The following is a 20,757-nucleotide window of genomic DNA, read 5'->3' as shown; positions in this document are numbered from 1 at the left end:
ATTATGAAGTGGACTGTTGCTAAAATCAAAGCGCTGAAAGGTGTACAGAAATTTGCGGTGCTGACGGCGTATGATGCGCTGAGCGCGCGCTACGCCGATGAAGCGGAACTGCCGCTGATTCTCGTCGGCGATTCACTGGCGAACACCGTGCTCGGTTACGACACAACGCTGCCGGTGACGATGAACGAGATGATTCACCACACCGCCGCCGCCGCGCGTGGTGCAACATCGGCGGTGATTGTCGCTGATATGCCGTTCATGTCGTATCAGGCAGGTTTGGACGACGCACTGGCAAACGCCGGCAGATTTTTAAAGGAAGCGCACGCCGATGCCGTAAAAATTGAGGGCGGTGCCATTCGTGTTGAACTGATTGAGCGGCTCATCGCTAACGGAATTCCGGTGCTGGGGCACATCGGCTTGACGCCGCAAAGTGTGAAAGAGACCGGTTATAAAATGCAGGGCAAAAGCGATGAAGCGGCGCGGCAGCTGATGGACGATGCGATGGCACTGGAGCAGGCGGGTGTGTTTGCCGTCGTGATTGAATCGGTGCCGCCGGAGCTGGCAAAAAAAATTACCGGCGCACTGCGTGTGCCGGTAATCGGCATCGGCGCCGGTCCGCATTGCGACGCCCAGGTGCTGGTGTTTACCGATATTATCGGAATCGGACACGGCCACATTCCCGGCTTCGTTAAACAATACGCCGAGCTTAAACCGCAGATTCAATCCGCGCTCGCAACCTATAAAACCGAAGTCGAGCAGGGTATTTTTCCGGCAGAAACAAAAGAGCCGGCATGAAAACGTGTGATGTTATATTTTCGCGAATCCTGGGCGGTATCACACGCCGGCGTTTAGATTTTCTCTGTTAATTGAAACATGTACGACGTATGAAAATTATTTCTGATCCGCAGGAGATGCAGACAGCAGCGCAGGAGTTGCGGCGCGCCGGAAAATCCATTGGCTTTGTGCCGACGATGGGTTTTCTGCACGCCGGACATTTATCGCTGATGAATATTGCGCGCGAAAAGGCGGATGTGGTTGTTGTCAGCATTTTTGTAAATCCGGCGCAGTTCGGCCCGAACGAGGATTTCGCAACATATCCGCGCGATTTTGAGCGCGATGAACAACTGTGCCGCGACGCCGGCGTTGATCTGCTGTTTTATCCGGCGCCGGCCGCTATGTATCTGCCGGATCATTCGGTGTGGATCGACGAAGAAAAACTTTCCGGCGGGCTGTGCGGCGCGGCGCGTCCCGGACATTTCCGCGGCGTCTGCACGGTGGTTGCCAAACTGATGAATATTGTGCTGCCGGATTGTATGGTCATGGGCGAAAAAGATGCGCAGCAGCTGCGCATTATCCGCCGCATGGTGCGCGATCTGAATTTTCCGGTGGAGATCATTTCCGGCGCGACGGTACGCGCAGCGGACGGACTGGCACTGAGTTCGCGGAACAGATATTTGAGCGCAAAAGAGCGCGCAGAAGCTGTCTGCCTGTCGCGGGCGCTGAACCGGGCGCAGGCTCTGGTTGAATCCGGCGAATACCGTGTTTCGCAGCTGGAAGCGGTTATCTGGGCTGAAATTGAAAAAACGTCCGGAAGTATTGATTATATAGAATTTGTTGACGATGAAACGCTCGAGCCGGTTGACGTTGTCGAAAAACCCGTTTTGGCGGCGCTGGCAGTGTGTTTTTCCGGCGCACGGCTGATCGATCATACCGTGCTGAAATCAATACAATTTTCCGGCACAGCAGGGGCGGATTGAAAAAAGCATATACAAAAAGTAAAATTTTTCTTTCTTCTCCTTTATCAAGAGCGTTTAAATTCTAACAACGAAAACGTACAGGAAATAAAATGCTTGTTGGAAATAATGTACCGATGTTTAAATTGCGACCGTATCGCGGCTTATTAATCGCCGCGATTTTGGTATTTATTCTCGGAAGTCTTCTTTCGGGATATTTTTTTTATGAAGATGCGTATACTGCCGGAATCGGGCGGGCACCGGTCGCTCTCATTGTGACAATAATCATTACACTGCTTTTGCTCATTGCCGCATTTTCGCGCTACGGGTTTAAACATCTGCATCATCACCGTGCCGGTTACAAACGCGGATAGGTGATGTCTGCAAATTTTTGATGGAATAGTTTAAGAATTCTTTCTACAGCAGCAGCGCCTGATGTGTTTTTAATCCGGTTCATCGCCTGTACGCTGAAAAGCAGCCTAAAAACAGAATGTCTTATTTAGCAATAAAACGCACAAAAAGCGGCGGAAATATCCGCCGCTTGAATTCCCTGCAGTCAGTTTTGTTAGCAAAGAAAAATTTAATCTCTTTGGGGGGCACGGGCACGGATGCGATAAAACTTTGACGGGTCAGATTCAAGGTCAGGCTGAATATCTCCACCGGCGACCGTTTGGACATTTGTAAATCCGGCCATCAAATCGGTTGTCCACTCAATCTCATACGTCCGGCCAGCTTTGGCACGCCATCTTAATCTGCCATGTTCATCTGTACTGAGCGCGAGAACATCATTTTCATCCGTCGGGTCGAGTCCGGCGATGAAATTTTCTAACATCGTCATACCGTTTGCCGGTGTTGCACTATCCGACAGGCCGTAATGCGCTGCCCAGCCCGCCGGCACAGAATCGTCTTCCTGGACGGCATCATCTGTGATAATTAATGTATCGAGATAGACAGAATCACTGCTATTGTTCGCAATAACAACAGATTCAATGGCAATTCCGGGACTGTAAAATTCAAGACCGCCGGCGATTTTTTGTCCGTCCATGCTGATCGACCAGGCCTGGTTTTCTGAATAATCGCAATAGATGTCGAATCGCGCCGGTTCACCAACGATGAGCTGAGCTGAGGTTTCTTCACTTTGTTCGCCATTAAACACGACTAAATTACAATTCGTATTCACATAGAAAGCAACACTGGTATTGCCCTGGAGAGTTGTTGAAGGCTCTTGCGGCATTGCCGTGATTTTCGCAGTGAAACTGATACGAATCTGCTGAACGTTTTCTGCAGGAACCGTTCGTGTTGCTGAGCCGGCCTGGATCTTTAAGGCGCTGTTTTCGATACTTGCTCCGCTCGTCGTCCAATAGTTTGTATCAAGCGCGGAATCGAAATTTTCAATAACGGGCAATGACGCAAATACGCCGCCTGCCACAGCTGACAGAATTACAATGAATGTTTTCATGTCAATATATATACACCTGAACCTGACATTTAAAAAGGAATTTATTCAGATAAAATGAAGGTTATTTCGATGGTCCGGCTGGGCAAATCGGATGGTGGCGGAGACAATCGGGGCACGGCGTTAAGGGCCGCGCGAACGGACTGGTCGAATTCGGCATTGCCGCTGGGTGTGCGAATAGCGCGGTAGGAAATGGTGCCGTTTGGCTCGACGGTGATTACGGCGGTGGCGGTCATGCCTAAAACGGCGGTGGACGGCTGGCGCCAGGCGGCATACATACGGGTTTTTATCTCTGCGTAATACCATCCGAATGAAGCACTTGAGCTGCCGGTCGGTCCGACGGAAACCGCATTTTGAAGTGCCTGTTGAATGCGGTTGACATCAATTTTCGGACGTTCCGGTTCTTTCGGTGCGTCCGGGTTTTGAATACGGCGATTCTGCCGGACAACTTCCGCCGGCTTCCATTTCGGTTGGGGCGGTTCCGGCTTGGGTTCAGGTTTCGGAACGGGTTTGGGCTCGGGTTTAGGTTCCGGTGTGGGCGGCGGCGGAATTTCCGGTTTGGGTTCCGGCGGAGGTTCGGGAGCCGGTTCAGGCTGTGGAGGCGCCGGCGTCGATGCCGGCGCAGCGGACGGAGCGTCCGAAGGCGCCGCAATATCGACATATGTGATGATTTCCACCGGCGCCGGTTTCGGGCGGCGCGTACACTGGATGATCGGAAAAACCGAAATGATGGAAATGACGGCAATATGCGCGATCAAAACCCACCAGAACGTTTTTTTTGATTTTTCCCCCACCGCAATTACTCCTGTGTCACCAGCGCCATGCGGCTGATTCCGGCCTGATGCAGCAGCACCATAATATCGGCAACGAGTTCGTATTTTATCTCTTTATCGGCGCGCACATAAACCGGCGCTTCGTTGCCGATTCCGGCAATGATCTGCAGTTCCACCGCCAGTTCGTCACGGGTTACGGGAAGCTGATCAAAATAGAGCCGGCCGTTTTTATCAATTGTGATGCTGCGCGATTCGAGGTTACCGATGTTCGAGGCTTTTCCGGTGGGCAGATTGACCGGCACGCCCTGTTCAATCAGCGGGAAAGTAATGATAAAGGTAATGAGCAGAATAAATGTTAAATCCATTAACGGCGTCATGTTGATGTCGCTAATTTCTTTAAGTGCAATCAGGCTGGTTTTACGACGTGACATTTCAGGATTCCTTATTCTGCGCCGTAAACACTGTAACGCTGCTGAACGGCTGAACCGAATTCCTGCACAAAATTATCCATTTGTACGGTGAGCTGCCGGATTCGTGCCGTTAAAATGTTGTAGCCAATCGACGACGGCAGCGCAACGATGAGCCCGACAACCGTTGTCAGCAGCGCCGATGAAATGCCCGGCGCCACCGCCGACAGCACCGCCGACCCGGCGGTGGCGATTCCGGCGAACGCTTCCATTACGCCCCACACGGTACCGAGCAGACCGAGGAACGGACAGGCATTCACCGCCGTTGCCAGTACGCCCATTTTTTCTTCCAGCCGCAGTGCTTCATCCGCCATCGTCCGGTCCATCACAATCCGTATGGCCTCGAGCTGCGACGGATTCAACCGGCGGAAGTCTTTTTCGTCCAGCGCGCCGGAAAGCAGTTGATCAAACTGTACTCCGAGCAGTGCAAACTCATTTGACAGCGCTTTCATGCCGATTTCGTACAGTGCATACAGCGGCGATTGCGGATAACGGATATTTTTCATTTTCAATCCGCCGATCAGCCGTTCGGAATGAAACGCACGCAAAAAACCGTCCGACTCTCTGCGTGCGGCGTTAATTTGCGAAAATTTTGTAATCATTACCGTCCAGACGCCGACAGAACTTGCAAGCAGAATCCAGACAATAACTTTTCCGGAAAGTGAACTGTCGCCGTATGCGGTGAACAGCACGCCGGAAATCAGAAGAGACGATAATCCAAAAACCATAAATACCAGCTCCGTTTTAAGAAATTTAAACTATGCGATAAGAGAGTGGAAATTGGAAATTCGAAATTGGAAATCCGGCGGAAAAAATATGCATATAAATTATAAAAGCAAGTAATTTTTGGTTTGAAGAGTTGAAGTCCGAATTTTCATAGGACATTATACATTTTCTTGGTTATGGAAAATATTTTCACAGATTATCCGGGCGTGGTATGGAAAGCGGACTGGGCTTTCCGCTCCAGTCCGGCGGATCGGACCGTTTTTGTTACCGGCGCCGCAAGCGGTTCGGTGACCATGCGCGGTGCGAGCTGGACGCTGCACGTAATGCCGCCGGCGGTTTCGTCGGGTGCGCGTTTTCTTTCGAATGGATTCTCGGTTCGCCCGCGCCGCAGGCATAAAGAAATTGTTGAACTGCTGGCGGTGGCGCCCGGCGTCATTTCCGGCCGTACTGCCAATCCTTTTGAACCGCAGTTGAAAGCACCGGATTTAAAAACCGGCATGGACGATGCGGTGTGGGTTGAAAACAATAAAATAATTACGCTGCTGCTTTGCCGTGATGACCGGTTCGCGCTGGTGCACGGCGAATGGTCGCCGGACATCGCGTTCGGCAAAGCAGTTGCGGCGGTGGAAGAAAAATTTCATCTGCGGATTGCGGTAGAAACCTGGAAACGCGCGCCGGTGGCAAAAACGTTTAGTGTGAGCCTGCAATATAATCCGCCGGCAGCGCTCGCGGCGGAAGCGTTTTTCACCCGGTTGCGTCCGCGTGCCGGAATTTTATCCGGCATGTGGAGTGTTACCGATGGATTTGACACCGAAACATTTTCACTGAACGAACTTTATCCGTTGGTCAACGCATGGAATATCATTGATCCGGCCATTGCACTGGAACTGGTAACCACTGCACTCGCACTGCAGCAAGCCGGCGGCGGATTTCCGGCGTGGGTAGAAAAAAGCGGCCGCACGTCCACCGCCGCCGCGTGGCCGTTGATTGCCCGGGCATTCGAACTTGCATGGAAAAACTCCGGCGAGAAAACACTGTTGCGTAAAACACTGCCGGCGCTGCGGAAATATATTCAGTGGGCGCTGCTCTATTTCGATCCGCACCGCGATTCCCTGCCCGCGTGGCAAAACGAACTCGAAGCGTTCATTCCGGACAGCTATGAACGCAATAAAGCCACGCCGGAATTAACCGTAATGCTGATTACGGAGATAGAAGTCATTCTCCGGCTGTGTGCCGAAAACGATCAGGTTGAGCCGGTGGTTGAAACGCTGGAAACTGAGCGCGCAAATTTAATCAAAACACTAAACACCGCATTCTGGAATCCGGACACAAAATCATTTTCTAACGCGTGGCGCAACGGACACCAGCTGACTGAGATCACCTTCGGCTCCTTCATGCCGCTTTTCTGGCAGGAACTCGATGTTGAAAAACGGCAGGCCGTTCTGCGTGCTTGCGAAGAATCGCACGTCATCCCGGGACAGCCTGAAACATCCGGGCGGAAATATGACCGGCTGCTGGACGCCATGCGCATGCCGTCGATTCACCAGTTCTTTGCGCTGGCGGCGCTGCAGCAGAGTAACGCTGCGCGCGGAATGCGGTTGGCGTTTATTAACACCGCACGCGAAAGTTTTGTCACCTGGTTCGAAACGGAAATAAAAAAGAATTCCGGCGGCAATGAATCGCCTTATTCGCCGGGACCGGTAACATCCGCGCTGATTCTCGCCGTGCAGGACGAATTCCGTCATGAAGCGGAACGTGCGCCGGTCATTAACCGGCAGGTGCAGAAAATCGGCCGGCGGTTTAAGCTTGATGTGTCCGACTTGAAATTTTTTATCATTCTTGCATTTCTGATTATTGGCGTACGCATGATCTACAGCATCAACCGCAACCGGAATAAGTCGGTGAACGTCACCGAAGCGATGCTGTGTTACCGGCACGGGCGTTACACCGAAGCGTTGCAAATTGCACAGCGCCATCCCGATCATCCGGTCGCACAATTTTTGCAAGCCAATCTGCTGATGATTTCTGAACGCGCGGATGAAGCTGAACAGCTTTATCTTAAAGCATTGAAAAAGAATATGGACAGTCCGTCTGCACTTTTCGGACTCGCGCTGGCGCATCAGATGAGCGGCAAATTTGATGCCGCCGTAAAACGCTATACAAACTTTATCGACTTATATTCCGCCGACTATTCCGAAGCCGCTGCACTTGCCGAAGAATATCTTGATCTTGCACTTGAACATTTTGATAAACCGCCGGGCTGGCGCCGCGTCTTTTCGCTGGCAATGATGAATGATTTCTAAAAAGTCGAAAGCCCGGCGATATTTGACTTATGACGTTCAGACTTTCGACAAAATCCTCTCTTTTATCCTCATCTTTTTTTGTTATATTTTGCGGCATGAAAACACTGTTTATGCTTTTGCTCATTGCTGCTGCATTGTGTGCCGGCGCCGGATGTCTGCGCAAAGACACACGCACTGAAACATTTCACATTGAATCACTGCAAGGAGCCGGCGACGTTGCAAAACTTGATCGTGCGCTGCGCTCTGTTGAAGGTGTCATCGACGCGCGTTTCGATCTCTCCGGAAAAACTGCCACCGTCATTTTTAACGGGCGTGTTCTCTACTTAAAAAACATTGAAGACACCATCGTTCGCGCCGGTTACGGCCTGCCGAATAATCCGGTAAAGAAGTAAACACTTCCGATCTTCATTCGCGCAGTCCCTTTTTCTGAACCCGTTTATATCCGTGCAATCTGTGATTAAGTAAAAAATGAATCTTACAGGCAAAAGAGCGTTGGTGACCGGCGGTGCGGTGCGCATCGGCAGAGCCATTACCGAGGCGCTGATCGCCGCCGGTGTTGACGTAATTGTCCATTATAAAAATTCCGGTGACAACGCCGGCACACTTTCACAAACGACAATTCAGGCCGACTTAAACGATCCGGCGCAATGCGAAACACTCATCGCGCGCGCCGCCGAAAAATTCGGCACAATTGATATTCTCATCAACAATGCCGCCGTTTTTTATAAAACCGGTTTAATGGAATCGACGTACGAAAAACTGCTGAACGAACTTCAACCCAACCTGTTTGCACCGCTGGCACTCATGCGCGGATTTGCCAGGCAAATGACCGCCGGGAAAATTATTAACATGCTCGACCGGCGCATCACGTCGCACGACACATTGTGTGTTCCATATATGCTCGGCAAAAAAGGACTGGAAGAATTGACCAAACTCGCCGCACTCGAATTCGCACCGGAAATCACCGTCAATGCCGTCGCACCCGGCGCTGTTCTTCCGCCGCCGGAGCAGGCAAACGACATCGCCTGGGAACCCGCCGGAAAAATTCCGCTTGAAAAACGTCCGACGCCCGCCGACATCGCCGGCGCAGTCATCTACCTCTTAAAAACCGATGTCATCACCGGGCAAATTCTCTATGTCGACGGCGGACAGAATTTGCTACATTGAAACTCTAAAATCGGGAATCGACAATCGGAAATGCCTGTATGGATAAAATTTATATTCGAGATTTAGCCCTGCGCTGCATCATCGGCGTCTATCCTGGGGAGCGCGACAGCAAGCAGGACATACTCGTCAGTGTCACCATGGAAACCGATCTGCACGCCGCCGGGGAAAGCGATAACCTCGCCGACACCGTAAACTATAAAGCCATCAAACTTGAAATCCTCGACTTCGTTGAAAACAGCAGCTTTCAGCTGATTGAATCCCTCGCCGAAAATATCGCCGCCATCTGCCTCAAATATGCCGGTGTTCAAACTGTTACGGTTACCGTCGATAAGCCCGGCGCTCTTCGTTTTGCCCGCAGCGTTGCGGTTGAAGTGACCAGAACAAAATAAGCACCGCAGTGTCTAACGTTTGTTGGCTTACATCGTGTGGAGCAGACATTCCTGTCTGCTCTTCTTATGTAAAAAGGCAGACAAGAATGTCGGCGCCTCATCTCTCCGATGAATAAAAAAGTGAACAGGAATCCTAATCTTTGTTTGCTTGCATGGCTGCACGGACGCGCAGGCGCAGGGCATTGAGCTTAATGAATCCGGTCGCGTCAGTCTGATCGTAACCGCCGGCCTCATCAAAACTGACGATTTCCGGATTGTAGAGCGAGTAGGGTGAGCGGCGTCCGCAAACATGCACACCGCCTTTAAACAGTTTCACACGTACATCGCCGGTGATCATTTTCTGACTTTCTGTAATTGCCGCCTGCAGCATTTCGCGTTCCGGCGCAAACCAGAACCCGTTGTAAACCAGCGTGGCGTATTTCGGAATCAGCGAATCGCGCAGATGCATCACTTCGCGGTCCATTGCAAGCGACTCAATCGCACGGTGTGCGTGATGCAGAATGGTGCCGCCGGGCGTCTCGTAAATACCGCGGTCTTTCATGCCGGTGAAGCGGTTTTCAACAATATCAATCCGGCCGATCGCGTGATTACACCCGATGGCATTCAGTTTACGCATCAGTGCCGCCGGCGAAAGTTTTTCGCCGTTCACCGCCACCGGAACTCCTTTTTCAAAACTGACTTCAATATATTCCGGCGCATCGGCGGCCTGGCTCAGCGGCTTTGTCATCGTCCACATGTTTTCGTCCGGCTCCTGCCACGGATCTTCCAGAATGCCGCCTTCAAAACTGATGTGCAGCAGATTGCGGTCGGTGCTGTACGGTTTTGATTTTGTCACCGCCGTCGGAATGTTATGTTCTTCCAGATAGTTGATCATATCGGAGCGGCCTTTAAAGGTGAATACGTCCGGCATGCGCCATGGCGCAATAATTTTAATATCCGGCTTCATCGCATACGCCGTTAATTCAAACCGCACCTGATCGTTGCCTTTGCCGGTTGCACCGTGACAGATCGCTTCTGCGCCTTCAGCGATGGCAATCTCCATCATGCGTTTGGCAATCAGCGGACGAGCAATTGATGTGCCGAGCAGATAGGCGCCCTCATAAATCGCGTTCGCCTGCATCATCGGGAAAATAAAATCGCGCGCAAACTCCTCTTCAACATCATCGACGATACATTTCACCGCGCCGTGTTTCAGTGCCTTTTCTTCCAGTCCGTCGAGCTCCTCCTCCTGCCCGACATTTGCGCAATAACAAATCACCTGTGCGCTATACTGTTCCTGCAGCCACGTCAGCAAAACTGTTGTGTCCAGTCCGCCCGAATATGCCAAAACTACTTTCATGATTTCTCCTGTCTAAAACGTCAAAAGTTTCAGGTCTTAAAATCCAAAGTCTGACATTTGACTTTCAGACCTTTGATCCCGGACTCTCTCAAAACGGAATATCATCCTCAAAATCCGCCGGTGCTTCGACATCGCCGGGGACCGGCGGGCGGTCATCATCGGCGTCATCGTCCTGTGCGCCGGCTTCAATTTTCCACGCCTGCAGATTATTGAAATAGCGCCCGTTATATTCACGGCCGCGAATATCAAATGTCACCGTAACCGTCTGTCCTTCTTTCAAATCGTCCAGCAGTTTCACTTTATCCTGAACGCACTCCAGACAAATGTCCTGCGGATAACGCCCGTCCTCCACCGTCACTACAAACTCGCGCTTGGTAAAACCGCTGGCAAATGTCTGCGGCTCTTGCAGCACCTTCACTTTTCCTGTCAAATCATACGCCATCGAAAACTCCTCACTTTTTAAGCGGCGTACTATCCGTCAGAACAGGCAAGATTTCAACCATTCAATCTGCCTCTTTAAAAATTTGCCCGGCGGAAACGGCCGACAGCCTTTTCGTTGCCGGAATCCCGGCACGAAGGTGTAAAACCATTTGCGCCCGGCGGTTGCAGGAAGCACTCAATTTAGTAACTCATCTCTGAAGCAGCGCCTTCAAGTCGATGGCCGGTTGATACTTTGGCTGCTGCTCGAGGACAGTATTGAGTTCGCGAAGAGCGGCGCTGGTGTTGCCGAGCCGGCAATAAACCAATGCATTATTGTAACGCGCAGACGTAAATGCCGGATTGAGTTGTACAGCATGCGTGAATGCTTCACCGGCTTCTTTATTTCTACCTTGTGCGTAATAGGCAAGTCCAAGATTTAAAAAGGCCTGTTCATACGTTTCATCACCGGCAACGGCCTGCCGTAAATTTTTTATGGCGTCGTCATATCTTTTATCACGGTACGCCGCAAATCCGGTGCGGAAAAACCGTTCGGCGACGGCACGGTTGCGCGCGCCGGTAGAGGGGATGATTGCCGGTGTGCCGGAAATAAGTTCAATCTGTTCGCGTGCAAATCCGGCATACGCACCGGAATTTTTCGTAACGGTAAGATAGCGTTCAAACTCTTTTTTGGCTTCGCCGGAGTTGTTTATCCATTTTTGCTGAATTACGGCGATGTTAAAAATCGCCGGCGCATAGCCGGAATTCTGCCGCGCGGCGGTTTGCAGCCGTTTCAGCGCATCGCCGGTTTTTCCGGTATGCAGCTCGGCGAGCGCGAGCGCGTTTTGAATCCGCGGATCGGCGGGATTGCGCTGTATGGCGCGGTGCAAATTACGTTCGGCTTCCGCCCATTTTTTATTGCGCAGAAATACGGCGCCGGCGAATGTGAGCGGACGGGCATCGGCGGGATTCATGAGCGACGCTTCGCGAAATACGCGTTCAGCTTCACCGGGATCGTTGTTTACGCTGAGTGCGACACCGAGGTTGCAGAGCACTTCGTATTGCGCCGGATCAATCCGGTTGCTTTCGGTAAATGCGTTTACCGCACCGGCAATGTCGCCGGTTTCATACAGCAGGAGCCCGAGCTGATTGCAGGCGCCGGCATTTTCCAGGCTGCCGGCGCGCCGGCGAATCGATTTTTCAAGCAGCGCGCGCGCGCGAACAAGATGCCCTTTCTGCCACTCAACCATTGCTTCATGATAAATTTTTTCGCCGGGTTTTTGTCCGCAGCTAAAAAAAAACAGACCGGCGAACACCGGAAAAGCCAGGATGAAAAAACTCCGGCGTTTCATACCGACTCCTTCAGCCAGACGCGCCGCGTGCGGGGACCGTCGAATTCGCAGAAGTAAACACTTTGCCAGGTACCGAGCATAAGTTTTTCGTTTTCAACAATTACCTGAACGGATGAGCCGCACATAACGGCTTTGGCGTGCGCGGCCGTGTTGCCTTCGAGGTGCCGGTAATTCCCGTGCCACGGCACAACGCGATCGAGTACGGCATCCAGATCGGCGGTAACGTCCGGATCGGCATTTTCATTGATGGTGATTCCGGCGGTAGTATGCGGCACAAAAACAGTGATAACGCCGGAAATGATTTTTTTTGCCGCGACAAACCGCTGCACATCGGCGGTGATGTCAACGAAGGCGGTGCGCGATTTTGTCTGGACGGTAATTTCGTTCATGCTTAACCTCAGCACTTTAATCATCCCGAAAAACGAAACCAGAAAAAAACAGGAACGAAGATGGAAAAACTTTATCCTTTACGGTTTGTGCCGGTATATAAAGATTATATCTGGGGCGGCAGCCGTATCCCGCAAATTTTCCACCGCAATATGCCCGCCGGTACGTACGCGGAATCATGGGAAATTTCAACACATCCGGACGGCGCTACTAAAATTGCCAACGGTCCGCTTGCCGGCAAAACGCTCACCGACCTTTTACCGGCACAGAAAAACGAACTGCTCGGCACGAATGTGAAAAGCGACGATTTTCCGCTGCTGATTAAACTGATTGATGCGCGTGAAAACCTCAGCGTACAGGTGCATCCGAATGACGCGACTGCCGCCGCCGTAAACGGTCAGGCGAAAAGCGAAATGTGGTATTTTCTCGGCGACGCCGAGCCGGCGTATATTTATTGCGGCTTAAAATCCGGCATCGGCAAAACCGAATTTATGCGCGCGCTGGAAAATAAAACCTTTGCCGATATTCTGCAGAAAATTCCGGTGAAACAGGGTGGCGCAGTATATGTTCCCGGCGGGCGCGTGCATGCAATCGGTGAGGGCTGTCTGATTTTAGAAATCCAGCAGAATTCAAATACCACCTACCGTGTCTATGATTGGGATCGCGTCGATGCCGCCGGGAAAAGCCGGGAGCTGCATATCAACCAGGCACTGCAGGTGATCGATTGGGAACATAACGGCAATCCGGTCTGCACGCCGGACGGAACGACAGTCTGCGCATCGCCGTACTTCCGGCTCGCACAGTTTAAACTGAATGAACAAACCGCATTTCCCGTAACCGGCGCAACATTCCACGCGCTGTTTATTGCCGCCGGCGGCGGAAAAATCTGCTGGAACACAGCCGCCGGACGCGTTTCCGAAGAACTGCTGCCGGGACAATCGTGGTTGATTCCGGCGGTACCCGGGGAATATTCCATCGCGCCGGAAACTGAAATCATGGTTCTGCAAGTAACGGTGCCGTAACAGGCAGAACTTCGGGTTTGGTTTATAAAAATTCAGATTTTAACCTTCAAATTTCACCGCTATGGTGCTGGCATGAAAGTTTGTTTCCTGAAAATACCGGTGATCGGCCTTCTGCTCCTGCTTTTTTCCGGCGGGGCGCAAGTCAAGCTGCCGGAAGTGCGCGCCATTTGGATTGTGCGTTACGATTATAAAACGCCGGAAGATGTCGCCGCAATTATGTCCAACTGTGCACGTGCCGGATTCACCGATGTCTTTTTTCAGGTGCGAGGCAATGCCACCGTTTTTTATCCCAGTAAAATCGAGCCGTGGGCGTGGGAACTCGCCGGAAACTCGGCGGCCGATACCGGTAAAAACCCCGGTTTTGATCCGCTAAAAATCGCCGCTACTGAAGCACGCCGGCACCGATTAAACCTGCACGCTTATATTAATGTGCTGCCCGGCTGGCGCGGATTTGCTGATCCGCCGGCGGAATCCGGACAGCTGTGGGCGGTGCACCCCGACTGGTTTATGGTGGATTCGACCGGCACGCGTATGCGCGCCACCAGTGCCTGGTACAATTTCCTCGCGCCGGCAAATCCCGCAGTTCAGCGTCATCTCGCGCGCATCGCCGCCGAACTCGCAGCCTATGATCTCGCCGGACTGCATCTTGACTACATCCGTTTCCCGTATGATTACAAAGATGTTGCCCGCGAAATTTATAAAACCGCCACGCCCGATGAGATCAAAGCACACTCCGATTTTACGTACGATGAAGCCACGCTCACCGCCGTAAAAAAATCATTCGGCAGCGACATTTCGCGCGATCACTGGAACAGTTTCCGGCGGGCATCCATTACGCACACCGTCGACAATCTGCGCACTGTTTTCAAAGCCCGGCGCGGCCCGCAAGCTATCCTTTCGTCCAGTGTTCTCGCCGATTTAAACGACGGTTACAACGACGCTTTTCAGGACAGTAAAAAATGGGCACGCGAACGCAAAGTCGACTGGATCGTACCGATGAATTACAACGCCCGGCTTTTTGATATCCGTCTCAACCGCCTGCGCAATGCACTTGGCAAACGCTGCACTGCGACTCAGCTGGTTATCGGAATCGACTGCAAGGCTGAACCCGCTGAAATCCGGCGGCAGATCAACACCGTCCGTTCCTCCGGCGCACGCGGCTTTGCTCTTTTCGCGTATTCACACCTTTTCAAAAACCATGCACCCACTGAAAAAGCATCTGTTCTTTTCCCGTAAAACTAAACCTTTCGCTTACCCGGATGAAATATCTAAAGTTCACTGTACTTGATTCCAGCATACGCAAATTCTACTCTCACCGGCTTTATGCAAAACGGCGCAAACCACTTTAAGCTGATCCGCGAACTGTTCGTAAAAGAGTTTAATGGAACAGTAAAAGAATACCGGCACGAACCGACCGGCGCGGAATATATTTCAGTTGAAAATAACGACAATAACAAAGTTTTCGGAATCACATTTCGCACCCCGCCAGACAGCTCCACCGGCGTTGCGCATATTCTTGAGCACACCGTGCTGTGCGGCTCACGCAAATATCCGTTGAAAGATCCGTTCGTTCAGCTGCTGAAAAGTTCGCTGCAAACATTTCTGAATGCGATGACCTATCCGGACAAAACCGTCTATCCGGTTGCCAGCCAGAACGAGCAGGATTTTTATAATCTGGTGGATGTATATCTCGATGCGGTTTTTTTCCCGCGCATTACACCGGCGTTTTTCCAGCAGGAAGGCTGGCACTATGAACTCGAAAATTCCGGCGCTCCGCTGACGATTAAAGGTGTGGTGTATAACGAGATGAAAGGCGTCTATTCATCGCCGGACACCCTTTTAATCGAACGCTCACAGCAGGCGCTTTTCCCGGACACCACCTACGGGCTTGATTCGGGGGGAAATCCGGAAAAAATCCAGGAGCTCACCTATCAGCAATTTCGCGACTTTCACGAACAGTATTATCATCCGGCGAATGCGCGTATCTTTTTTTACGGCAACGATGATCCGGCGCGCCGCCTGAGAATTCTTGGCGAATATCTCGATGGATTTAAATCGCCGGCCATACTGCCGGATACATCTGTTCCATTGCAAAAACCGTTTTCGACGCCGGTGGAAATCACGGAGTCATATGCCGCCGGCGAAGAAGATTCCAAAGCATACATCACCGTCAACTGGGTCATTCCCGACGGTATTCTGCATTTTGCACTCGTCATGCTTGACCAGATTCTCACCGGAAACTCCGGCTCGCCGCTGCGTAAAGCATTAATTGAATCCGGCCTTGGTGAGGATATTTCCGGCTTCGGACTCGACACACATTTGCGCCAGCCCGCCTGGTCAATCGGCATGAAGGGCGTCGAACCGGATGATCTCGCAAAAGTGGAACTGTTGATTTTTGATACACTAAGCCATCTCGTTCAAACCGGAATCAATCACGGCGATATCGCAGCGGCGCTCAATTCGTTTGAATTTGATTTACGTGAAAATAATCATGGCAGTTTCCCGCAGGGGCTTTCCATCATGCTTAACATGCTGGAAACATGGCTTTACGGCGGGGACCCGCTCGGTCTCGCCGCCTACGAATTCCCGCTTGCTGAGCTCAAAAAAGAGATCGCCGGTAATCCGCGCTATTTTGAAGAACTCATCGAAAATGTTTTACTGAAAAATCCGCACCGTGCCACCGTTAAATTTATTCCCGATTCCGGTAAGGCCGCACGCGATGAGACCGAAGAAAAAGAGCGCCTGGCCAGAATAAAAGAAAAAATGATCCCCGATGAAATCAAGCGCGCAGTGAATGCTGCCGCGCGCCTGCTGGATATGCAAACAACGCCGGATTCGCCGGAGGCGATCCATTCACTGCCGCTGCTCCGCCGCGACGATCTGCAAAAAAACATTCATGTCATTCCGCGTGATATTGAACACCGTGATAATGCCGATGTCCTGTTTCACAACATTTTTACCGGCGGCATTGTTTATGTCGACATCGGTTTAAATCTGCATGTACTCGACGCCGAAGAGCTTCCCTGGGTGTCACTGTTCGGCAGTGCATTGCTCGAAATGGGAACGCAGAAAGAAGATTTTGCGGAATTTTCGCGCCGGATTGCGCGCGTTACCGGAGGGATTTATACCTGTCCGTTTGCTGCCGCGCCGCAAGAAGAATCTGCTGCCGTCGGCCGTCTGTTTTTGCGCGGCAAGTGTATGAGCGGACAAGTCGAAAAACTGTTCGCAATTTTCAGTGATATTTTCTTTGCACCGGCATTTGATAATAAAAAACGCTTTCGCGAAATTCTGCTCGAACAGAAAGCTGAAATGGAAGGCGCACTCATCCCTTCCGGACATTCCGCCGTACTGTCGCGACTGAAAGCACATTATCACGAAGCACACCGCACCGCTGAAATACTCAGCGGAATCGATGCTCTTTTTTTCCATCGCGCCGTCGAAAAACTGGTAAAAAAAGACTGGACCGGTATCGCTGCTAAACTCGAAACGATTTTGCAGAAACTGATTTCCGGCGGACTGATTATCAATATCACGGCTGACGAGAAAGATCGCGCTGGAATTGAAAAAGAGTCCAATGCATTTCTTAAAAAATTCCCGGCGATCACTGCCGGAGTTACACAGTGGAACTTTTTCAGTACCCCGGAAAAAGCCGAAGCGCTGATCATTCCCTCACGCGTGAATTATGTCGGACTGGGAACCAATTTGTTTACAAACGGCTATCAGGCACACGGCTCTGCGCTTGTCATCACCAAATATCTGCATACGGCCTGGCTGTGGGAAAAAATCCGTGTACAAGGCGGCGCATACGGCGCAGTATGTGATTTCGATCCGAATTGCGGCGCATTCACCTTTGCATCCTATCGCGACCCGAATCTCGACGCCACGCTGCGTGTTTATAAAGAAACGGCGGACTTCCTGAAAAATCTTCAGCTGGACAATGACGAACTCACCCGCGCGCTGATCGGCGCTATCGGCAGCGTTGACGCCTATCTTCTGCCGGATGCCAAAGGGTTTGCGGATACGGTTCGTTATCTGACCGGACAAACGGATGAAAAACGCCAGCAGCGCCGCGATGAAATGCTTGCAGCCACCGCCGAAAATTTCCGGCAGTTTGGAGAATTTCTCTCCGTCGGCGATACCGCAATCTCCGTACTCGGTTCGCCGGATGAAATTAAAAAGAGCGATGTGACATTTGAGCAGACGATTAAGGTTTTGTAGAAAATACAGACGCAGCATCCCCCCGCCGCATATACTATAGGCCTACAGCCTTTTTCAGTTTTTCAACTTCCCAGTTCTCAAGATTCCGGTATTCACCGGAACGCAGTTTTTCGAGTCGCAACGGACCAATCGAAACGCGCATTAACCGGATTACTTGCCGGTCGAGCGCATCCATCATCCGGCGGATATGCCGGTTACGCCCTTCGCCGAGCGTCAGCGTATACCCTGGCTGACTTGCAATCAGCCGCTTCAGCGGTTCAACCTTCAATGCACGCAGTTTTTCGCCGCGACAGCTCAGCCCTTTCAGCATCCGGTCAACTTCCGGTGATGTTAATTCACGGTCAATCCAGACCTGATATTTTTTTTCAATCGCATGGCGCGGATGCATCAGCCGGTGCGCCAGTTCGCCATCGTTTGTGACCAGAATCAGGCCTTCGCTCATTACATCGAGACGGCCGACAGTGTAAAGCCGGCCCGGGGCATCCGGCAGCAGATCAATCACGCGCTCGCGTCCTTCGGGGTCGGCGGAAGTGCAAATCACACCGGCCGGTTTATTCAGCATAATCCAGGTTTTTTCTTCGCGCGCCACCGGCTTGCTGTTGCAAACCACCGTCTGTACCGCCGGATCGATTTTTGTGCCGAGTTCCGTCACTGTTTTGCCGTCCACCTGAACCAGACCGGCGGTAATCAGCTCTTCTGCCGCCCGCCGGCTCGCCACACCGCACTCTGCTAAATATTTTTGTAAACGAATCATATTTTAAATGAGTCAACGGTCACCAATATTAATTCCGGCTTCCTAATGTCCGCCTCTTTGTTAAATACAAAAAAGCTCCGGCGAACCGGAGCTTAAATTCCTGCAAACCGCCAGCGGTTTATTCGGGCTTGGTTTTCGGCAGACCGAAACCGCGGTCACCGTCCTGCCATTTGCCTTCGACTTTGAGCTTATCAACGCGCTCAAACCGCTTCAGGACGTTGCGTTTAATTTCCATTTTTGCAGCGTTCTTTAAACTGGAATGCATTGTCATTGGATTACTCCTCTAAAATTGAGCTATGTAGAATAACCAACCGCCGGTAAACGTAAAGCGTAATGTACAGAAAAATCTGCATTTTCCGGCGCGGGGTAGATTGTAAAAGCAAGTGTCCGGTTGAAACTTTTTGATTCATGCCGCGATTCCCCGGGTGAACCGTTCTTCCGCTGTTTTAAAATTCAATATCTTACACGGATAGGCGTTAATCCATGTTTCGATCTCCTGGAGTATGGTTTCTGTTGATTTTAAAAGAATGTGAGTTCCGTTTCAATGATGGCACGGTAACAATGCTGTTGCGGATAGATCAAACCGGAACAGAGAGTCGGATGAGGTTTTAGCGGCTATCGATGCCTGCCCCAATAAAAAGTATTCCAAAGGTATTAACGAAGAGAAATTAAAAAATGTAATTCCGGTATCGACCACTGAGTGCGGCTTCAGTTCGACGTGACTATTTTTCCTGTTTTTTGATTATGATCAATTGATTTGCATTTATGATCTGCATGGTTTGTACACTTCTGTCTGTCCAGATAACTTTCAGTTTCAGCGGAAAAGAGGGATTTTCACCCAGTCCAAAATGCATGATAAAATCATTTTGATTTAAATGCCCAACAGCGCTTTCAACCTGACGACTGTAAATCCGGTTTCCATCGGACAAATAGACCTGACTGCCGATTGCCAGTTGCGGCACATTTCCGCTCCCTGTCAACCGTACTTTCAACCATTGATGCGATGTCCCCTGATTCCGGAACAGGCGGCCGCCGGAAAACAAATCTAAATGTCCATCATTATCAAAATCTGCGACCGCCGTCTGATATGTCTCTTTAATTTCGCCAAGATTTGCGGTGCCGGTAACATCCGAAAATGTCCAATCCCCGTTGTTCCGGAACAATACGCCGTGGTCACGCGGATATGCAGTGGACATATATACATCCAGAAAACCGTCATTATCAAAATCTCCGGTTGTTGCCGACACATACGACTCCTGCCAGAAAACCCCACAAGTTCCCTTGTCTTCAAACCGGAACCCGCCGGAGCGTCCTTTATTCCGAAAGAAATCTGATTCCGGCTGAATTCCATCCCTGCCCCACTGTTCACCGCGATGAGAAAAATTTACAGAAAACAGATCGAAAAAACCGTCATTGTCAAAATCCGCCCAGCACGCACCGGTGGAATGACCTCCCTGCCATCCTCGTTCCGTACTAAGCACATGATATTCTGCAGCTTTGTTTTTAAAACCTCCGTTACCATCATTAATCAGCAGAGTATTCGGGCTTAACCGGTAGTTGGAAATATAAATATCCAGATCGCCGTCCTGATCGAAATCACACATCACAACCCCGCGTGCCGGAGAACCGGTTTCCGCCTTGACAGATTCAAGATATTTACCGCGCCGGTTTATCATGACAACATCATCCGAGATCACCGTTCTATCCTCATTTTCATATCCGGAAACAAACAGGTCCAGAAAACCGTCGCTGTTAAAATCCCCCCAGGCAGCACCAATCGAATTGCTTACGGCCGCATTATTCCACCGGAGTTTTTCTTTCGCCTGAACAAATGAACGGCCATGATTGTTAATAAAAAGGGTCCTGGCTGCATAACAATAGGCGTCCGGATATCCGTCATTATTGAAATCACCCCAAATGCATGCTGTTCTCATCTGCGGCGGAATTTCCTGTAAAACAAATTTTTCCCCGGTGATATTCCGCCACAACTTCCCGCCTACAAATAAATCGACCCAACCGTCCTGATCATAATCAATCCAGGTTGCCTGCAAATTCAGATCAGCGGGAGTTTTCAAATGCAGTCCGACCTGTTCAGTCACATCTTCAAATACCGTAAATATTTGCGCACAGACACAGCCGGCCCGACACAAGCATACGGTGTGAATCAGAAAAATCATTATTCTTATCCTGCACGAAAAACGTGATGGCAATATCATATCGCGCCGACTTTCGCAGATTTTGTGTTCCGGACAAT

At 51.0% G+C, this 20,757-nt stretch carries 21 protein-coding genes; 10 read left to right on the top strand and 11 right to left on the bottom strand.

Annotation, left to right across the window (positions count from 1 at the left end; translation table 11 throughout):
- Window positions 1-3 precede the first annotated feature (3 nt).
- From panB to WC959_03305, 3 genes are all read left to right on the top strand, one after another.
- The gene (gene panB, locus WC959_03315) at window positions 4-795 is read left to right on the top strand and encodes a 3-methyl-2-oxobutanoate hydroxymethyltransferase (GenBank protein MFA5688166.1); all 792 of its coding nucleotides are present in this window, start codon (window positions 4-6) and stop codon (window positions 793-795) included.
- Between the two features lie 89 nt (window positions 796-884).
- Complete coding sequence (gene panC / locus WC959_03310) at window positions 885-1,757, top strand: pantoate--beta-alanine ligase (protein ID MFA5688165.1); 873 nt, start codon at window positions 885-887, stop codon at window positions 1,755-1,757.
- Between the two features lie 89 nt (window positions 1,758-1,846).
- Window positions 1,847-2,107 carry a hypothetical protein gene (locus WC959_03305; protein ID MFA5688164.1) on the top strand — a complete coding sequence of 87 codons (261 nt, stop codon included), beginning with the start codon at window positions 1,847-1,849 and terminating at the stop codon, window positions 2,105-2,107.
- 206 nt (window positions 2,108-2,313) lie between these two features.
- Here WC959_03305 and WC959_03300 read toward each other — a convergent pair whose 3' ends face one another.
- Genes WC959_03300 through WC959_03285 form a run of 4 tightly spaced genes read right to left on the bottom strand, consistent with a single transcriptional unit; the run spans window position 2,314 to window position 5,157 of the window.
- Window positions 2,314-3,192 carry a hypothetical protein gene (locus WC959_03300; GenBank protein MFA5688163.1) on the bottom strand — a complete coding sequence of 293 codons (879 nt, stop codon included), beginning with the start codon at window positions 3,190-3,192 and terminating at the stop codon, window positions 2,314-2,316.
- Window positions 3,193-3,233: 41 nt separating this feature from the next.
- A complete protein-coding gene (locus WC959_03295; protein ID MFA5688162.1) occupies window positions 3,234-3,983 on the bottom strand; it encodes an energy transducer TonB in 750 nt (249 codons plus the stop codon).
- A 5-nt stretch (window positions 3,984-3,988) separates the two neighbouring features.
- On the bottom strand, window positions 3,989-4,393 hold the full coding sequence (locus WC959_03290) for a biopolymer transporter ExbD (GenBank protein ID MFA5688161.1): 405 nt from the start codon (window positions 4,391-4,393) through the stop codon (window positions 3,989-3,991).
- A gap of 11 nt (window positions 4,394-4,404) precedes the next feature.
- Window positions 4,405-5,157 carry a MotA/TolQ/ExbB proton channel family protein gene (locus WC959_03285; protein MFA5688160.1) on the bottom strand — a complete coding sequence of 251 codons (753 nt, stop codon included), beginning with the start codon at window positions 5,155-5,157 and terminating at the stop codon, window positions 4,405-4,407.
- 174 nt (window positions 5,158-5,331) lie between these two features.
- Between WC959_03285 and WC959_03280 the strand changes: the two genes are divergently transcribed.
- From WC959_03280 to folB, 4 genes are all read left to right on the top strand, one after another.
- Window positions 5,332-7,458 carry a tetratricopeptide repeat protein gene (locus tag WC959_03280; protein MFA5688159.1) on the top strand — a complete coding sequence of 709 codons (2,127 nt, stop codon included), beginning with the start codon at window positions 5,332-5,334 and terminating at the stop codon, window positions 7,456-7,458.
- A gap of 110 nt (window positions 7,459-7,568) precedes the next feature.
- Complete coding sequence (locus WC959_03275; protein MFA5688158.1) at window positions 7,569-7,850, top strand: heavy-metal-associated domain-containing protein; 282 nt, start codon at window positions 7,569-7,571, stop codon at window positions 7,848-7,850.
- 76 nt (window positions 7,851-7,926) lie between these two features.
- On the top strand, window positions 7,927-8,625 hold the full coding sequence (locus WC959_03270; protein ID MFA5688157.1) for an SDR family oxidoreductase: 699 nt from the start codon (window positions 7,927-7,929) through the stop codon (window positions 8,623-8,625).
- A 38-nt stretch (window positions 8,626-8,663) separates the two neighbouring features.
- Window positions 8,664-9,014, top strand: a complete 351-nt coding sequence (folB, locus tag WC959_03265; protein ID MFA5688156.1) for a dihydroneopterin aldolase — start codon at window positions 8,664-8,666, stop codon at window positions 9,012-9,014.
- 133 nt (window positions 9,015-9,147) lie between these two features.
- Here the strand turns inward: folB and WC959_03260 are convergent, their stop codons facing one another.
- From WC959_03260 to WC959_03245, 4 genes are all read right to left on the bottom strand, one after another.
- The gene (locus tag WC959_03260; GenBank protein MFA5688155.1) at window positions 9,148-10,353 is read right to left on the bottom strand and encodes an argininosuccinate synthase; all 1,206 of its coding nucleotides are present in this window, start codon (window positions 10,351-10,353) and stop codon (window positions 9,148-9,150) included.
- 88 nt (window positions 10,354-10,441) lie between these two features.
- On the bottom strand, window positions 10,442-10,795 hold the full coding sequence (locus WC959_03255; GenBank protein MFA5688154.1) for a DUF3127 domain-containing protein: 354 nt from the start codon (window positions 10,793-10,795) through the stop codon (window positions 10,442-10,444).
- A 187-nt stretch (window positions 10,796-10,982) separates the two neighbouring features.
- Window positions 10,983-12,122, bottom strand: coding sequence for a tetratricopeptide repeat protein (locus tag WC959_03250; protein MFA5688153.1), 1,140 nt, complete (start codon window positions 12,120-12,122; stop codon window positions 10,983-10,985).
- Window positions 12,119-12,511, bottom strand: coding sequence for a secondary thiamine-phosphate synthase enzyme YjbQ (locus WC959_03245; GenBank protein ID MFA5688152.1), 393 nt, complete (start codon window positions 12,509-12,511; stop codon window positions 12,119-12,121). Before WC959_03245 ends, WC959_03250 begins: the two co-directional genes overlap by 4 nt.
- 60 nt (window positions 12,512-12,571) lie before the next feature.
- Here WC959_03245 and WC959_03240 point away from each other — a divergent pair, with 60 nt between their 5' ends.
- From WC959_03240 to WC959_03230, 3 genes are all read left to right on the top strand, one after another.
- Window positions 12,572-13,531 carry a type I phosphomannose isomerase catalytic subunit gene (locus WC959_03240; GenBank protein ID MFA5688151.1) on the top strand — a complete coding sequence of 320 codons (960 nt, stop codon included), beginning with the start codon at window positions 12,572-12,574 and terminating at the stop codon, window positions 13,529-13,531.
- Window positions 13,532-13,603: 72 nt separating this feature from the next.
- On the top strand, window positions 13,604-14,767 hold the full coding sequence (locus tag WC959_03235; protein ID MFA5688150.1) for a family 10 glycosylhydrolase: 1,164 nt from the start codon (window positions 13,604-13,606) through the stop codon (window positions 14,765-14,767).
- An 87-nt stretch (window positions 14,768-14,854) separates the two neighbouring features.
- Window positions 14,855-17,749, top strand: coding sequence for an insulinase family protein (locus WC959_03230; protein ID MFA5688149.1), 2,895 nt, complete (start codon window positions 14,855-14,857; stop codon window positions 17,747-17,749).
- Window positions 17,750-17,783: 34 nt separating this feature from the next.
- Here the strand turns inward: WC959_03230 and WC959_03225 are convergent, their stop codons facing one another.
- The 3 genes from WC959_03225 to WC959_03215 form a co-directional block, all read right to left on the bottom strand.
- Window positions 17,784-18,503 (bottom strand): pseudouridine synthase, encoded by a 720-nt coding sequence (locus WC959_03225; GenBank protein ID MFA5688148.1) that lies wholly within the window; start codon window positions 18,501-18,503, stop codon window positions 17,784-17,786.
- A 118-nt stretch (window positions 18,504-18,621) separates the two neighbouring features.
- The gene (locus tag WC959_03220) at window positions 18,622-18,774 is read right to left on the bottom strand and encodes a small basic protein (protein ID MFA5688147.1); all 153 of its coding nucleotides are present in this window, start codon (window positions 18,772-18,774) and stop codon (window positions 18,622-18,624) included.
- Window positions 18,775-19,225: 451 nt separating this feature from the next.
- A complete protein-coding gene (locus WC959_03215; GenBank protein ID MFA5688146.1) occupies window positions 19,226-20,680 on the bottom strand; it encodes a CRTAC1 family protein in 1,455 nt (484 codons plus the stop codon).
- Window positions 20,681-20,757 lie beyond the last annotated feature (77 nt).

The sequence above is a fragment of the Kiritimatiellales bacterium genome (genome assembly GCA_041656295.1).
In the GTDB taxonomy this organism is placed as follows: domain Bacteria; phylum Verrucomicrobiota; class Kiritimatiellia; order Kiritimatiellales; family Tichowtungiaceae; genus Tichowtungia.
The sequence above is the reverse complement of the archived record's forward strand: the minus strand, read 5'-3'. Positions and strand labels throughout refer to the sequence as shown.